The following is a 15,822-nucleotide window of genomic DNA, read 5'->3' on the forward strand; positions in this document are numbered from 1 at the left end:
AAAGCTATATGAATAAAGATTAACGTTCTCTTCTCGTGGTTTGTACATGCTGATAACTGATTTGCTCTACATAGGGTGAATCAGCTTAGTGACCTTAGGCTGATTCGTGGGCACAACGGGATGATGAGTATGACCAGCCTTTGTGAGTTTCTCTAGCAAGTTGATCTAGGATGAATAGGTGACTTGAAGGATGGATCCTTAGTGAGATATAGAGTTTAGTGGTCTCAGGTTCACACTTCCCCCTCTTGAGTTGAGTGAATGCATGAACGCTCCCGTTTCTAATTGCCCTGTGCCCCTTGAGCAACAGCCTCTGAATGAGTACCAAAGTCTGCAAGAATCCTGTTTTTTTCGATGGGCAACTTTAGAAGACGCAGCATATCTCAATAGAGGTTTTCAGTTAGGCAGTATTGCCAGTGTGATTGCTTCTCCCTTTGCGGCCAGTAGCTTCTCCTTGGCCGAATCCCTGGGCCAGTTTGTCTTGACGATCTCGGTTGTTGCCACAGGCTTACTGGTATTGCTGGTCTTGCGGTTGTATCTGGGATGGTCTTACGTGTGCGATCGCCTATTACGCGAAAAAATCTTTTATGAAGAAACTGGCTGGTATGACGGTCAATATTGGACCAAGCCTACCGATGTGCTGGATCGAGAACGGTTAATTGGGACTTATGAAGTACAGCCCATCCTAGAGCGTTTGCGGCGAAGTCTCTTAGGGCTAGGCTTAACTTTGGCAGGAGAATTTAGCCTTTGGTGGCTGATTACTGCTTACGCTTAACCCCCTAGTTAAAAATATATTTACCCAATCAGCATCTGATGCTAGAGTCTTACGCATGACCATGGGAAAACGCAATCATAGCCCTGCACTTGAGATCCATCTACTGCGGGAAGGGATTATTGAATCCAAGCATCAAGCTGAAGCCGTTGTCTGTGATACCAGGGGCAGAATGCTCTCTATTGCTGGGCAGACAGATACCTCTTGCTTTATTCGCTCCGCCTTAAAACCTGTGCAGGCCCTATCGGTTGTGACCAGTGGCGCAATGGAGCATTTTGATCTCAACGATCGGGATCTGGCGGTGATGTGTGGGTCCCACCACCATACTGTCGAGCAGGTGCGGCAAGTCTTTAATATCCTTTGGCACTGCGATATCGATCCGACAGCCTTGCAATGCCCGACTCCCCAAGGTTTAGATAGTCCTTTAGAACATAATTGTTCGGGTAAACATGCAGGGATGTTGGCGGTTTGCCAACAATGTCAGTGGCCCTTAAATACCTATATGGAGGCCCGGCATCAGGTTCAGCAGTTGATTCTCAACCAAATGGCGGAATTGCTGAAAATGCCAGCGGCAGAATTTATGCGCACCCACGATGACTGCGGTGTACCGACCTACTATATGCAGTTAGAGCAAATCGCGACCCTCTATGCCCATCTTAGTGCGGGTAATAATTTAAATATTGAGCGGGTGATGCGGGCAATGATTCACCATCCCACGTTGGTGGCAGGGCAAGGTCAATTTGATACGGATTTAATGACGTTATCTGCTGGAGAATTAGTCAGTAAATCTGGAGCTGAAGGTGTGCAATGTGTAGGCCGCATCGGTGAAGGCTTAGGCTTAGCGATCAAAGTTAAGGATGGGGCAAAGCGGGCGAAATATGCCGTCGCCATTCACTTGCTGCGAGAGTTAGGCTGGCTAGAACCCAGCCACGCCGATACCCTAGCCGATCGCTATTTATGTTTGAGCAACTATAAACGCCTAGAAGTGAATGGTGAGCTGGTGATGCTTTAGGCTAGATGAGTTTCAACCGCACTGACTAATCGGTCTGTCCAATGGTTGACCATTCCCATATTGCGGGCTTCTACCATGACGCGAATGAGAGGTTCTGTGCCGGAGGCCCGGACTAGAATTCGACCTTGATCCCCCATGTCATCTGTGGCTTGATCAATTAGGGTTTGGAGGGGTTGGCACTCTTGCCAGTTGCGCCTGCGATCGCGATCTTCGACGCGCACATTCTTGAGAAGTTGGGGATAAGTCTGGAAGCTGTCATCCACTAAACAGGAGAGGCGGGTCTTGTTTTGGCAAATAATGGTTGCTAAATGCAATGCTGTCAACAAACCATCGCCACTGACACCATAGTGGGGACATAAAATATGACCAGATTGCTCACCCCCTAACATGGAGCCGTGATTGAGCATCTCAGCATGGACATTTTGATCCCCCACGGCTGCTCGTAAGAGAGTGCCGCCTTGCTGTTGCCAAGCCAATTCGAACCCTAAATTAGACATTACGGTTGCCACAATCAAGTCATTGGGCAACTGATTTTGCTGCTGTAACGCTTTGCCCCACAGGTAGAGAATATAGTCGCCATCCACGGTTCGGCCTTGACAGTCAATCGCGAGCACGCGATCGGCGTCGCCATCAAAGGCAAAGCCGACATCAGCCTCATGTAAGTTAACGGCTGCTTTCAAGGGTTCTAAATGTGTAGAGCCGCAATTGACATTAATACGATCACCATCTGGCTGATCGTGTAAACAAATGACCTCAGCCCCCATGGCTTTAAAGACAGCAGGGGCTAACTGAGTGGCTGCGCCCCAAGCCAGATCCAGGACGACTTTCAGCCCTTGGAAATCGACTTGAGCGTGTAAGGGGGTCTGAATTGCATCGGTATAAGATTTTGTCAGTTCAGGCCGATGGAAATGATGTCCCCAGGTGCCCGAGGGCTGTTGTTGACCATAGGCTCGAATCCGTTGTTCAATTTTCCCTTGAGTGGCGGGAGGGAGCTTAGTACCGTTGGCTTGAAAAAATTTAATGCCATTATCTGCTGGCGGGTTATGACTGGCAGAGACCATCACGCCACCTACTGCTTCGGTGTGATGAGTTAAGTAGGCAACGGTGGGGGTTGGACATAATCCGATATGCCAAACATCTAGCCCAGCGGCGGTCAGACCTGCCGACAGGGCCATCGCTAACATATCGCTGGAGTTACGAGAGTCTTGACCCAGAATAAAAGGCTGACGGGGTGATGAATCTTGTCCCAACTCAAGTCCTGCACAAAAGCCTACTTGCAGCGCTAATTGAGGGGTGAGATGTTGACCGACATGGCCTCGAATCCCATCCGTTCCGAATAAGTTCACATCTTTTGCGGCTGCCACAACTTTGCGCGCTAGTTTGGCAGGTTGAACCGTGCGATCGCTTTTGATAACACTTTTCTGCTTAGATTGAGAAGTAACAGACATTGGACAATACACTCCACACCATGGCTGTACGATCCCCAAAGACGGAATACCTTATCTACGGGTGAGTAGATATACACAATGGATCCCTGCTTGGGTGTTCGTAAGCTTAACACTTAGGATAGAAAATAGCATGTTCACGGAAAGAGCTGCTGTACGCTTCTGGGATGTAATGGGCTAGAATATCGCGGTAGCCTTAGCTAGAGCTTTTTTTGAAGATTAGGCGCTTCCTACCGATGTCATGCGGATTATGCGAGTGTGCCCTATCCAATAGGATCAATGTCCCTTTCTAATCAATCATTTTCTTTACCACGACGTCAGCGTTCTCAACGCAGTGTCGGATCCGGCCCTCGAAAGTTTGTTTTTGGTGGCTTTATCAGCCTTTTATTGTTTGGAGCGATTGTTCCGCGCCTCAGTTTTTTGCAGATTACTGAAGGGGCACTGAATCTTCAGAGAGCCGAAGAGAATCGAGTTCGTTTAATTCCAAAACGGCCTGAACGGGGCAAAATCCTAGATCGTAAAGGCCGGATTCTGGCGAACAGCACCTATACCTATTCCGTTTTTGTTTGGCCCATTGCTCAAAAAGACGAAAAGTGGTCCCAAACGGTGGATGTCCTGTCTTCGATTCTTAAAATTCCTGAAGCAGAAATTCAGGAAAGAGTAGAGGTTGAAGGACATAACTCAACCTCTCTAGTCCGTGTGGCTCAAGGGTTGACCTTTCCCCAAGTGGTGGCGCTGTCGGAACGGATGAGCGACATTGTAGGTGTCGAAATTGATAAGGAGGCTATTCGCTATTACCCCCATGGTGAACTCGCTTCTCAAGTGATTGGCTATATCGGCGAAATTAGTGAAGAAGAGTTAGCCCGTAAACAAGACAAACCCTATCGCCTAGGAGATGTGGTTGGCCAATTAGGGATTGAAGCCTCCTATGAACAAAAGTTACGGGGCACGTGGGGAGGGAACCAAATTGAGGTGGATGGTGCAGGCCGGATTGTGCAAATCTTGGGCCAAAAATTGCCCATCGCTGGCGAGGATGTCAAACTCACCCTCGATTTAGAGGTGCAAAAGGCAGCCGAAAAGGCGTTAGGCAAACGGCAAGGGGCGGTGGTTGCCATCAATCCTAAGAACGGCGCTATTATTGCCATGGCCAGCTATCCAGGATTTAACCCCAACTGGTTTGCCAAGCGCGTCACAGAAAAGCAATGGCAAGAGTTACAGAATCGCAAATTCCCCTTTGTTAATCGGGCCATGCAGGCTTTTCCACCGGCGAGTACTTTCAAGATCGCCACTGCGATCGCAGGAATTGAATCCGGCAAATATTCTCCCAACGCCCTGGTAGCCACCTCAGCATCAGTGCATGGTGTGGGGGATTGGAATGGGGCAGGCTTTGGCGTGATTGGTTTTCAAACGGCCTTGCAGTGGAGTAGCAATACCTTTTTTGGCCGTGTGGGCGTGGGGACCAGTCCCAAAATTCTAATTGAGTGGGCTAAGCGTTTAGGGGTTGGGGAGAGAACGGGCATTGATATCCCCGGAGAATCTTCTGGGTTTATTCCTGATCCAGCTTGGAAAAAAGAGGTGTTTAAAGACGCCTGGTATCCTGCTGACACCGTTATGGTTTCTATCGGGCAGGGGGCAGTACAACTCAGTCCCCTCCAAGTCTCCCTCATTTTTGCTGCCATTGCCAATGGGGGGTATAAAGTCACCCCTCACCTATTCCAGTCCGATCAGCCCGATGACCAAGGGCGGACCTCCCTGAATTTAAAACCCAAGACCTTAAATACGATTCGTTCGGGTTTACGAGCGGTGGTCACCAGCGGTACAGGTCAGGCGTTAAATGTGCCTAGTATTCCCCCGGCAGCGGGCAAAAGCGGGACGGCTGAAGACCCCCCTCGTTCATCCCATACTTGGTTTGGGGCCTATGCTCCCTTTAATAACCCGGAAATTGTAGTGGTGGCCTTTGGTGAAAATACGGGCGGGGGTGGGGGATCTACGGCAGGCCCCATTGCCTTAAAAGTCTTGGAAGCCTACTTTAAGGCTCAGAAGAAATAGCCCTCATTAAGGATCGTTGACGACCATTGCCAGTTTTTTTTGGGTAACTCTACAATTGAGGGGCAATGATGTCGTCTTGCTTTGGCAAGGCAGGTAAGACTTATCGAAACGATTTACGGTAATCTCAAAGGCTTAAAGTCTAATCAAATCAAGCAGCTGCGGCGACTCTACCATCAGCGACTTCCGAGTGATCGCATCACGACTTCTGACTTTGCCCAACGATTAGCTGCCATCAGTACGGATATTCATCAGCCCATCAGCACCTATCTCAACCGTCGTGGCCAGGTGATTCGGGTGGGTGTGGGGTCTCCCCGGCAAACCCAAATTCCGCCTTTAGAACTGCCCCGATATGGTGCAGATCGCTTGAGCGGCATTCGCTGTGTTGCCACCACCCTTAAACAAGAGGTTCCTAAGGAGTCTGCGTTAACGGCGATGGCCTTACAGCGCTTAGATGCGTTGGCAGTGCTCACCATGACGGGCTCTGGTTTTGAGCGGCGCGGTGGTGGAGCCACGGGATATGTACGGTCGACCTACCTGGCTCATCTCGTGCCTGATCCAACCACCCCTTGGACCATTTCTTCCCCGTTGAGTCTCGAACAATTGGCTCAACAGAATTTGATGGATTTGGTGGAAGCCTTAGAGTCTGAATTTGGACGCTCTCTCAATACCCGCTCGTCAGGGACATCTGAAGCTGAGCAGGTGTTAATGGTTGGCGTTATTCCTCAAACCGTCTCCACAGAAGAGATGAAGGCTAATTTGGCTGAGGTGGCGCTCTTAGTGGAGAGTGCAGGTGGAGTCGTGGTAGAGACAATTCACCAAAAGCGCTCTCATCCCCATCCCCAAACGGTTGTGGGAGCCGGTAAAGTCAAGGAAATTGCCCTAAGGGCCCAAACCTTAGGGGTGACGCTCATTGTTTTTAATCTGGATCTTTCTCCGTCTCAGGTGCGTAATTTAGAGACCCAAATTGGCATTCGTATTGTCGATCGCACAGAAGTGATCTTAGATATCTTTGCCCAGCGGGCCCAATCCCAAGCGGGCAAATTACAGGTGGAGCTCGCGCAACTGGAGTATATGCTGCCGCGACTGGCAGGTCGCGGCCAAGCCATGTCTCGCCTTGGAGGTGGTATTGGCACCCGAGGACCGGGAGAAACCAAGCTGGAAACGGAGCGACGGGCCATTCAACGCCGAATCAATACCTTGCAACAGGCGGTCAACCAGCTCCAGGCTCACCGTTCCCGTCTGCGTCAACGTCGTCAGCATCAGCGAGTCCCATCCGTTGCTGTGGTGGGCTATACCAATGCTGGTAAGTCGACGCTACTGAATGTGTTGACCAATGCTGAAGCCTATACGGCGGATCAACTCTTTGCCACTCTCGATCCTACGACCCGTCGCCTTAGCATTCCCGATCCTGAAACTCATGAGATGCGAACTCTGGTACTAACGGATACCGTGGGATTTATCCATAACCTCCCTCCTCCGTTGATGGATGCGTTTCGAGCCACTTTGGAAGAGGTGACGGATGCTGACGCCTTGTTGCATGTTGTGGATTTGTCCCATCCCGATTGGGAAAATCATTTGCGGTCGGTGATGGATTTGCTAGGAACTATGCCGATTACACCGGGGCCGGGATTGATTGCCTTTAACAAGATGGATCAAGTCAGCAGTGAAGCCTTGGCGCTTGCCCAAGATCAGTTTCCCCAAGCTGTCTTTATTTCGGCGCAAGAGCGTTTGGGGTTGAACACTCTCCGACACAAATTGTTGGAATTAATCGATTATGCAGATTGTGCTATTTCGTCATTGTAATCATTAACCCCAATCGATTTATATGGATGGCTACCCAATCTGCTGCTTGAGATCCTGCTTGGCAAGCTATAGGGGATGATTCACGTGGTAACTGCTTCACTAGAAGACGAACTAATCAGGGCTATTTCCCATGAGAATTTTGCTGAAATTCAACGACTGTTGCAAATGGGTGCAAATCCAAATGTGCCAGCGAGCAATGGTATAACAGCTATCCATACTGCTGGCGAACATGATGTAACCGGTCAAATTGTGAGCATACTGGTTGATGCGGGGGCCAACATCAATCTTCAAAATTTACAGGGTTGGACTCCCCTGCATGTTGCGGTAGATATGGCCATTGATGGTGCAAATCAACAGAATCTCTCAGATATTGATTGGTCAACGGTAAAAATGATGCTTAATTTAGGTGCTGATCCTGATCTTAGGGATCACCATGGCGTAACTGTTGCTGATTTAGCATCAAGTTACGGTATCAAAGCGCTGAAATTATTTGAGAAATTGGTGGTTGAGTGCTCCCAAAGCCGCGATTAACGTGATCAATATCACTCGTCTCAACTCATGAGATCACTGAGTTATAGCTGCATTGGCAGGACACTAAGCTCAGTAATCACAACAGTCAGGGAGCAGACGATGTGGATTCGACGTAGCCGTTGGCAGGAAGAACAGCCTCAACTGCAAGTTCAAGCAGAGTGGACCCTCGTGGATGGACAGCTGCAGTGTCAGTGGCAGCCCGCTACAGTTTTTGCAGAAGTGGAACAGCCTCTTTCCATGCCTAGGCGACCCAAAGCTGCCTAACTCTCGTAGGATTTGTAATGATGGGAAGTGCTATGGCCCTGCTCATCGTTCTGTCCAAATTGGGAGTCTAGAAAGATGATTCAGCTGACCATTTCTGATATGGCCTGTTCAGCTTGTGTTGAAAGAATCGAGGCTGCGATCGCAGCTTTGGATTCACAAGCGATGATTGAAACTCATCTAGACAAAAAGCAGGTTCAAGTTACTTCTCAGCGATCAGAAGCAGACATTCGCCAGGCAATTTCCGCTGCCGGTTACACACCCACCTAGCTTTTTGGGCCTTTAGCTTACGGTGAGCACAAAGATGTTGAGGCAGATCGTTGCCATATCACTGATAAGTTAAGCAGATGGACAAAATTAATTACATAGAATTTCCAGGTTGTAAACTACCTGAGTCCTCTTTTTTACATCCATTGATTTGATGTCATTAGTCCGTCCTATCTCCACCGAAAGCTTACGCTTATTGCATCGGATTTATCACTGTAGTCGCCATCATCAGGTCAGACAACGCGCCCATTGCCTCATTTTGTCTGCCCAGGGTTGGAGTCCCTACACCTTAGCCTCCCTTTTTAGTGTGAGTCCTAAAACCGTGTACAACTGGCTTAAGGCTTGGAATAACCGTGGTTTTGCAGGACTCTATAATCGCCCAGGCCGAGGTCGAAAACCGATGTTTAATCCCGACCAACAACAGCAGATTTATGAGTGGACTCAGGCATCTCCCATCCAACTCAATCGGGTGCTAGCTCAGATTGAACAGCAGTGGTCAGTACGCGTGTCAAAGGCCACCGTTAAACGCGTCTTGAAGCAGATGGACATGAGCTGGCATCGCTTTCGCCAAGGGACATCAGGCCAGCCTTTATATGCCGACTACCTCGAAAAAAACAGCAGTTAGAACATCTCAAGAAACAAGAAGAGAAGGGAGACATCCACCTATTCTTTATGGATGAGAGTGGTTTTTCGTTAGTCCCCTGTATTCCCTATGGATGGCAACCCATAGGGACTTATCTGGAAATCCCGACTCGTTCAAGTAAACGCTTGAATGTTCTGGGGTTTTGAGTCGACGACAAGGGCTATATGCTTATACATCAGAACAGACCATCACCAGTGAGGTTGTCAGTCATTGCATTGATACCTTCTTTGCTGACGTGGAGTTGCCCACCGTCATTGTGATGGATCAAGCCCCTATCCATACGAGCCAAGCAATCTATGAGATGAAGGCAGAGTGGGCCGAACGGGGAATTACCTTGTTTGAGTTGCCAAGCTATTCTCCCCATCTAAATTTGATTGAGCGTCTGTGGCAATTCATGAAATATCAGTGGATTGAAATGAGTGCCTACTGGGGGTGGTCATCTTTGGTCGAATATGTGGAAAGAGTTTTGAAAACCTACAGCGATGATTATGTAATTAATTTTAGCTAAGTGCTTATTGGCGGGCATCGCCACGGTTTGGTTCAGGTACAGACCATGTTGGGTTGCAAGATGGCTGACTTCTGCTAACGATCGAATCCCCCATTCAGGATTACGATGTCTTAGAGACTGATCGAAGGCCAGATTACTAGGAGCGGTCGGCTGGTTTGCTTGGAAAAACGGCCCATAGAGATATAAAAATCCTTGGGGGGCAAGGAGGCGGGCAGATCCTGCTATTAATCCTTCTGTGGCTTGCCAAGGCGCAATATGAATCATATTGATATTAATGATAGCTACTACCTTAGAGTGCGTTAATCCATAGTGATCTAAGGTCTGAATAACAAACTCAGGCCAATGTGGCTGGCAAACATCTAGGGCAATCGGTTCATAGAGATTGGCCGCACGAGCTTGGTGTCGCCAAGCTGTGATACTAGTGAGAGATGCAGAAGACTGATCGCTGGGTAACCAGTCCAAATGGGGTAACTGTTGGGCCAAAAAAGCAGCATGCTCCCCTGTCCCACTCGCAATTTCTAAGACAATTCCTTGCTGGGGTAATACTTGTTTGAGAATAGTGAGGATAGGCTGATGGTTCCGCTGGAAAGCAGGAGTGTATTGCCGTTGATCACCATTGGGCATAGGTTTGCGTTGCCTCGGGCACTTTGATCCAGTGTGTGCGTCTTCAGTGGGTAGGTCAAAATGAAGTTGTGTAACGGCACTACCTTAACCCAGCTCTGAAATTGTCACAATTTCGACCAATCTACAGAAGGTTGGCTGTTAGGATATGCTAAAAAGAAAAGATTTTATTAAGTAATATTTACTCACCCTCTCTTTGTTCACCCTCAAGTCTTGGTTTAAATTACCCATGTCAACCCTTAAACGCTCCGTAAGACGTTTCGCCAGCATCGCTCTTTGTGCAGGTTCTCTGGCTGTTGGAGTGCCTTTAATTAGTGAGGCACAAACCAACCCCGGCTTCAGTTTTGTCTGGGGTGATGGTCCTTCCCAAAAGCAGCAGTTGGGTTATGTTCTAAGCTATGGAACCCCAAAACATTTGAGCGATCGCTGGCGACTCAAAATTAAGCGCCAGAGTGTGGCCATTGATCGCATCAATATTACCTACCCAGACTACTTTGATGGCAAATTCAAAGCAAAAAAGATTGAACTTCGCCATGCCCCCAAAAGTCGATTGTTTAATCTCAAAAAGGGCAAAAATATTCCTGTAGATTCTGTCACCGTCGATCCAGATGGTGGTGTCATTGAAATCATTCCTACGGAAGTCATTCCAGCTGATACGCCTATAGAAGTCGTCGCTTCAAATGTTAGGAATCCTAAATCTGGTGGGACATACTTTTTCAATTGTCGAATTTCATCTCCTGGAGATGTTGGCTTAATGAAACAAGTAGGCACCTGGATTATTTCTATTTATCGTAATTAATTTCAGGCATTAGCTAATTTAGCTACATGCTCTTTCCCCTTTCCATTGCAAGGTAACTCTTGCAATGGAAAGGGGTTATTAATGCTTGTAAAAATTGTGACGATTCTTTAACTGTCCTTGCCTATCGTCACAGGCTTACAATCTCTATATACAGTTATAAAATACTAAGAAAATCCATTTTGTGGTCGAATGAGTTTTCTGACTAAGTATTTAGCGTTTTTTAGTTGAATTCTGGCCTGAGATACTGCTGTGTCACCATCAGCAAAGATTACATCCATAACATCTTCCATTTCATATCCCTTTACTTCATTTATTTATTTCTTTGGGCGTTCGATTGTTATACCTGCTTATTTCAGCAGTATTAAAGTTTCGGGTTTAGAAAATTTTCCTCAAGAAGGGCCTGTTGTCATTGCACCTACGCATCGTTCTCGCTGGGATGGCATCATGGTTGGCTATACCTTTGGTCGACCTGTCATTGGTCGAGACCCCCGCTTCATGGTCACGGTCAATGAAATGAATGGGTTCCAAGGATGGTTTATTCGTCAGTTTGGTGGATTTCCGATTGATCCAGATCAACCTTCCATTGCGGCGCTGCGGCACGGACTTGATTTATTACAAGCCCATGAAGTCCTCGTTATTTTTCCTGAGGGAGACGTCATGCGCGATCGTTATGTCCAATACCTCAAACCTGGTTTTGCTCGCTTGGCCATTCAAGCTCAGAAAAAACTAAAAACTGGCCCGGCGATTAAAGTTGTGCCTGTAGCCCTTGACTACGGCTGTGAAGTGCCAAAGCAAGGCTGCGAAATTCATGTCAAAATTGGTTGCCCCCTCAGCGCCACTGACTATCCAGGGCCGACTAAAAAAGCGGCAGCCAACCTAAGCAGCGACCTAAAAGTTGCCCTCAATGGCTTACTGGAACATGCCACTCTCAATCCGGAAGTGACAACATCCGTATCGTCGTAAATAACTGCCTAGGCCAAGTTCATCTTATGACTCAGCCTAAGCCAGGTTCTCGAAAACTTAACGTGCAGCTGTTGCTTTACTTCTCTCCGTATACTTTGCTTTCAAACCGATAGGCTGTTGTGGATGTTGTAAAAGCATTAGCAGGGTGGCATTGGTTTTTAGTTCCCGCCTTAATAAGCCTTGGAGCTCTCGCTCAATATAGCTTTTAAGACCATCCCAGTCTATGGAATGGTCCGTCGATTGGCTAAACTGGTCCCAGCGGTTTCTCAAGGCCAATTCAACCGCGCTTTGTACCCACGCTTGCCATTTATCACTTGTAATTGTGGTGACGACTCCTCGCAAATGAACTTCAGGCGCTGTCAATAGTTGACCATCCAGTCCGATGGTGGCAGCGACCGTCACGAGCCCATCTTCGGCGAGGCGTTGGCGTTCTTCCAAAACATGCGCTTTTAAGATACCGGCTCGATCCATGAGCTCAATCCCAGAAGGAACCTTACCATCAATCTGAATGGAGTCAGGTGTCAAAGCCACCATATCTCCATTATTAATGATCACCATGTTTTCTTCGGGAATCCCCATACTCTGAGCAGTTTGAGCATGTTTGATTAACATACGATGCTCACCATGCACTGGCAAGAAGAATTTGGGGCGAGTTAAGTTCAACATCAGCTTTTGATCCTCTTGGCAACCATGGCCTGAGACATGAATGCCATGATGGCGACCATAGATAACGTTGGCTCCCTGCATCATCAACTGATCAATGGTGTTGACAACCGCAATAGTATTGCCGGGGATGGGGTTTGCCGAAAAGACCACGGTGTCACCTTGGCGAATTTGGATTTGACGGTGCTCCTTACGAGCAATCCGAGATAAGGCCGCCATGGATTCCCCTTGGGATCCTGTGGTTAAGATTAAAATCTTATGATCGGGAAGATTCCGAATTGCTTTTAAGGGCTCAAACAAACTATCGGGACATTTGATGTAACCCAGATTCCGAGCATGAGCAATCACATTCAACATGGATCGGCCAACGACGGACACTGTTCGCCCCTGTTTTTGAGCAATGTCTAAAATCATGTTGATGCGATGTACAGACGACGCAAACGTCGTCACCAACAAACGTCCTTTCGCTTGAGAAAACACCCGCTCCAAATTGGGATAAACCGAGCGTTCAGAAGGTGTAAAACCGGGGACTTCTGAATTGGTTGAATCGCTAATCAGGCATAATACGCCCTGCTCTCCATGTTCTGCCAACTTTTGTAAGTCGAAGTTTTCGCCATCCACGGGCGTGTGATCGATTTTGAAATCCCCTGTGAAAATCACCACACCAATAGGGGTATGAATGGCGACGGTAAAGCTATCAGCCATAGAGTGCGTATTGCGAATAAACTCCACAAAGAAGTGAGAGCCTAAGCGCACAATATCTCGGGGAGCAACCGTTTTAAGCTCTGTTTTACCCGCCACCCCTGCTTCTTCTAGCTTGCGCTGCAATAAGGCCATCGCGAGGCGGGGGCCATGAATGACTGGAATATCGATTTGCTTTAAGTGAAATGCAATGCCTCCAATATGATCCTCATGACCATGGGTCACAATCATGCCCTTAATTTTGTGACGGTTTTCACGCAAATAGGTCATATCTGGCAGCACAATATTGACCCCGTGCATACCATCTGTGGGAAATGCGAGCCCAGCATCTACTAAGATAATTTCATCTTCAAATTCAAAGACACAGGTATTTTTGCCAATTTCATGAAGGCCACCCAGAGGAATAATCTTGAGGGCTTGTTTCGTGTCAGTTTCCGTCATATGTTTCCTTAGCTATAAAGTCTTGTGCTATGTAGTGGGCAGACGGTGTAATGGACTGTCTGCATTGAAGTGCGATTGATTTTGTTGTGGAGCGTTGGGTTAGTAGAGGTGCTCCATGCCTATAGCAATGCCAAATCTGTTAGAGAGTTTTTCAATTTTTGAATGATGGGGTCAGGTGCTTCGGGAAGCGGTAAACGGGTAGAGCCCACTTGCCATCCTTGTAACCGAAGTGCGGCTTTGACTGGGATAGGATTAGTCGTTGCGAACAATGCTTTACATAAAGGGAGTAATTTAAGATGAATCTCTGTTGCGACTTGTGGTTCCCCTGATGCAAAAGCAATCACCATCTTTTGAAGCAATTCCCCTACCAGATGACTAGCGACGCTCACTACGCCTGCCGCACCAACGGATAGATAAGGTAAGGTCAAGGAGTCATCTCCCGAGTAAATGGAAAACTCAGATGGAGTTAAACGACGAATTTGGCTGACTTGATCAAGGTTGCCACTCGCTTCTTTAATGGCGACAATATTGCTAATTTCTGCCAGCCGAGCGACGGTATCAGCTTCCAAATTCTGCCCTGTACGACCCGGTATGTTATATAACATCAACGGGAAATCAGGAACAGCCTCTGCAATGGCCCGAAAATGTTGATATAAACCTTCCTGGGGTGGCTTGTTATAGTATGGCACAACTAACAAGGCACCATCTAGTCCTAACTTTTCAGCTTGTTTCGTAGCTTCAATGGCCTCTCGGGTGGAATTAGATCCAGTTCCAGCCATCACTTTAGCTTTACTGGCAACAGCTTTATGAACCACTCGAAACAGTTCATATTCTTCTTGCCACGTTAAGGTTGGGGACTCACCTGTTGTACCGCAAACTAAGAGTGTATCTGTGCCGTGATCGGCAAGATGAACGGCTAGGGTTTCGGCCACAGAAAAATTCATCTCCCCAGTGTCAGTAAAGGGAGTAACCATGGCTGTCAGAATCTGTCCGAAGAAGGTCACGCGCTGTCCGCTCCGATATTAAGGTTCAATGGGCTCATGTGAGTGAGAACTGGCAAACTCCAGTATTCATAGTTGATTTATCGTAACAAGCTGTATTGATGCTTTTAGTAATGTTGGCTCAGGTGGCTATCACTCTTGCCTCTTGCATAGGGGGGGTGTGTCGGCGGATTAGGCCTTCTTCTAGTTTTTGGCTATGAATTGGCGCGGCCCTATGCAAGGAGGGCAAACGGTTAGGCAGATGCCACAGCAGCGGGCCGTAAGAGTTGTCGTTTTACCAGTAATTCTGCAATTTGGACGGCATTTAAAGCGGCCCCTTTGCGAATTTGGTCGCCGCTTAACCACAACTCTAGGCCGTTGGCATGGGAAATATCTTGACGGATGCGGCCCACTAAAACGTCGTCTTGCCCGCTTGCATCGATGGGCATCGGAAAATAATTGGCTTGCCAGTCTTCAACTAACTTAACCCCTGGAGAATCCTGTAGAATTGACCGGGCCTTCTCAATTGGAAAAGGTTGGGAAAACTCAAGATTAATAGCTTCTGAATGTGCTCTAAGGACTGGGACGCGGACACAGGTAACAGATACTCTTAAGTCAGGTGCGTTAAAAATCTTGCGAGTTTCTTGCACCATTTTCATCTCTTCTGTGCAATAGCCATTCGCATTCAGATCAGAATTGTGCGGAAATAGGTTGAATGCGAGGGGATAAGGAAAGATTTCGGTGGGAGGGGAATCACCATTCAAGATTGCTTGGGCTTGGACTTTAACTTCTTCCATAGCCCGCGCGCCAGCGCCACTGGCAGACTGGTAGGTGGCAGCCAGAATTCGTTGTACAGGTTGCAATTGGTGTAGAGGCCAAACCACAACATTCATCAGAATAGTAGTGCAATTAGGATTGGCAATAATCCCTTGATGTTGAGTCACCGCGTCGGGATTGACTTCAGGCACGATTAAAGGAACCTGAGGATCCATACGATAGGCGCTGGAATTATCAACAACGACTGCTCCAGCCTGTACTGCCTTGGGTGCCCAAGCTTTGGAAACGCTTCCACCGGCTGAAGCTAGGACGATGTCAATATCCTGAAAAGCCGCTTCGCTAACCTCTTCAACCTGAATAGTTTCTCCCTTAAACGTAAGGGTTTGCCCAGCTGAACGAGGAGATGCTAAGAGTTTGAGGGTGGATAGCGGGAAATTCCGTTCTTCTAGTAGGGTGATGAGCTCTGCACCCACTGCTCCCGTGGCCCCTAATATGGCTACTCTGTATGCTTGACCCAAATTTGATTCCTCCAACGTCTGTAAAATTAAAGGGCTAATAAAATAGTTTGATGTGTATGTTCAGGATTTA

Annotated in this window: 14 protein-coding genes and 1 pseudogene; 10 read left to right on the top strand and 5 right to left on the bottom strand. The window is 47.8% G+C overall.

Features of this window, described 5'->3' with window-relative positions; genetic code table 11:
* Positions 1–262: 262 nt before the first annotated feature.
* Together ON05_RS18875 and ON05_RS18880 are read left to right on the top strand one after the other, a co-directional pair.
* Entirely contained in the window at positions 263–772 is a 510-nt protein-coding gene (locus tag ON05_RS18875) for a CGLD27 family protein (RefSeq protein ID WP_010472684.1), read from the top strand.
* Positions 773–827: 55 nt separating this feature from the next.
* Positions 828–1,781: an asparaginase gene (locus ON05_RS18880; RefSeq protein WP_010472686.1), complete on the top strand. Its 954-nt coding sequence runs from the start codon at positions 828–830 to the stop codon at positions 1,779–1,781.
* On the opposite strand, the gene glmM is transcribed toward ON05_RS18880, so the two are convergent.
* A complete protein-coding gene (gene glmM, locus ON05_RS18885; RefSeq protein WP_010472687.1) occupies positions 1,778–3,229 on the bottom strand; it encodes a phosphoglucosamine mutase in 1,452 nt (483 codons plus the stop codon). The two genes, ON05_RS18880 and glmM, sit on opposite strands and share 4 nt — an antisense overlap.
* Before the next feature lie 276 nt (positions 3,230–3,505).
* Here glmM and mrdA point away from each other — a divergent pair, with 276 nt between their 5' ends.
* From mrdA to ON05_RS18915, 6 genes and pseudogenes are all read left to right on the top strand, one after another.
* Positions 3,506–5,275 (top strand): penicillin-binding protein 2, encoded by a 1,770-nt coding sequence (gene mrdA, locus ON05_RS18890; protein ID WP_010472689.1) that lies wholly within the window; start codon positions 3,506–3,508, stop codon positions 5,273–5,275.
* 81 nt (positions 5,276–5,356) lie between these two features.
* Positions 5,357–7,078, top strand: a complete 1,722-nt coding sequence (gene hflX, locus ON05_RS18895) for a GTPase HflX (protein WP_010472691.1) — start codon at positions 5,357–5,359, stop codon at positions 7,076–7,078.
* A gap of 84 nt (positions 7,079–7,162) precedes the next feature.
* A complete protein-coding gene (locus ON05_RS18900; protein WP_039779820.1) occupies positions 7,163–7,609 on the top strand; it encodes an ankyrin repeat domain-containing protein in 447 nt (148 codons plus the stop codon).
* A gap of 99 nt (positions 7,610–7,708) precedes the next feature.
* Entirely contained in the window at positions 7,709–7,873 is a 165-nt protein-coding gene (locus ON05_RS18905) for a hypothetical protein (RefSeq protein ID WP_010472694.1), read from the top strand.
* A gap of 75 nt (positions 7,874–7,948) precedes the next feature.
* Positions 7,949–8,140 (top strand): heavy-metal-associated domain-containing protein, encoded by a 192-nt coding sequence (locus ON05_RS18910; protein ID WP_010472696.1) that lies wholly within the window; start codon positions 7,949–7,951, stop codon positions 8,138–8,140.
* A 151-nt stretch (positions 8,141–8,291) separates the two neighbouring features.
* Positions 8,292–9,288: pseudogene (locus ON05_RS18915) on the top strand (IS630 family transposase).
* On the opposite strand, the gene ON05_RS18920 reads toward ON05_RS18915, so the two are convergent.
* A complete protein-coding gene (locus ON05_RS18920) occupies positions 9,217–9,912 on the bottom strand; it encodes a DUF938 domain-containing protein (RefSeq protein ID WP_010476609.1) in 696 nt (231 codons plus the stop codon). The pseudogene ON05_RS18915 and the gene ON05_RS18920 sit on opposite strands and share 72 nt — an antisense overlap.
* Before the next feature lie 226 nt (positions 9,913–10,138).
* Between ON05_RS18920 and ON05_RS18925 the strand changes: the two genes are divergently transcribed.
* Complete coding sequence (locus ON05_RS18925) at positions 10,139–10,708, top strand: DUF2808 domain-containing protein (RefSeq protein ID WP_010476610.1); 570 nt, start codon at positions 10,139–10,141, stop codon at positions 10,706–10,708.
* 249 nt (positions 10,709–10,957) lie between these two features.
* Positions 10,958–11,671 (top strand): 1-acyl-sn-glycerol-3-phosphate acyltransferase, encoded by a 714-nt coding sequence (locus ON05_RS18930; RefSeq protein ID WP_029315403.1) that lies wholly within the window; start codon positions 10,958–10,960, stop codon positions 11,669–11,671.
* Between the two features lie 57 nt (positions 11,672–11,728).
* On the opposite strand, the gene ON05_RS18935 is transcribed toward ON05_RS18930, so the two are convergent.
* The 3 genes from ON05_RS18935 to ON05_RS18945 form a co-directional block, all read right to left on the bottom strand.
* Entirely contained in the window at positions 11,729–13,477 is a 1,749-nt protein-coding gene (locus tag ON05_RS18935; protein ID WP_010476612.1) for a ribonuclease J, read from the bottom strand.
* Positions 13,478–13,596: 119 nt separating this feature from the next.
* Entirely contained in the window at positions 13,597–14,481 is an 885-nt protein-coding gene (gene dapA / locus ON05_RS18940; protein ID WP_010476613.1) for a 4-hydroxy-tetrahydrodipicolinate synthase, read from the bottom strand.
* A 230-nt stretch (positions 14,482–14,711) separates the two neighbouring features.
* On the bottom strand, positions 14,712–15,752 hold the full coding sequence (locus ON05_RS18945) for an aspartate-semialdehyde dehydrogenase (protein ID WP_010476614.1): 1,041 nt from the start codon (positions 15,750–15,752) through the stop codon (positions 14,712–14,714).
* Positions 15,753–15,822 lie beyond the last annotated feature (70 nt).

Source organism: Acaryochloris sp. CCMEE 5410, assembly GCF_000238775.2.
Classification (GTDB): Bacteria; Cyanobacteriota; Cyanobacteriia; order Thermosynechococcales; family Thermosynechococcaceae; genus Acaryochloris.

Bases quoted from the DNA above. Each gene is read 5' to 3' on its own strand.
- ON05_RS18875 (WP_010472684.1), top strand. From the start codon at position 263: ATGAACGCTCCCGTTTCTAATTGCCCTGTGCCCCTTGAGCAACAGCCT.
- ON05_RS18880 (WP_010472686.1), top strand. From the start codon at position 828: ATGACCATGGGAAAACGCAATCATAGCCCTGCACTTGAGATCCATCTA.
- glmM (WP_010472687.1), bottom strand. From the start codon at position 3,229: ATGTCTGTTACTTCTCAATCTAAGCAGAAAAGTGTTATCAAAAGCGAT.
- mrdA (WP_010472689.1), top strand. From the start codon at position 3,506: ATGTCCCTTTCTAATCAATCATTTTCTTTACCACGACGTCAGCGTTCT.
- ON05_RS18905 (WP_010472694.1), top strand. From the start codon at position 7,709: ATGTGGATTCGACGTAGCCGTTGGCAGGAAGAACAGCCTCAACTGCAA.
- ON05_RS18910 (WP_010472696.1), top strand. From the start codon at position 7,949: ATGATTCAGCTGACCATTTCTGATATGGCCTGTTCAGCTTGTGTTGAA.
- ON05_RS18920 (WP_010476609.1), bottom strand. From the start codon at position 9,912: ATGCCCAATGGTGATCAACGGCAATACACTCCTGCTTTCCAGCGGAAC.
- ON05_RS18925 (WP_010476610.1), top strand. From the start codon at position 10,139: ATGTCAACCCTTAAACGCTCCGTAAGACGTTTCGCCAGCATCGCTCTT.
- ON05_RS18935 (WP_010476612.1), bottom strand. From the start codon at position 13,477: ATGACGGAAACTGACACGAAACAAGCCCTCAAGATTATTCCTCTGGGT.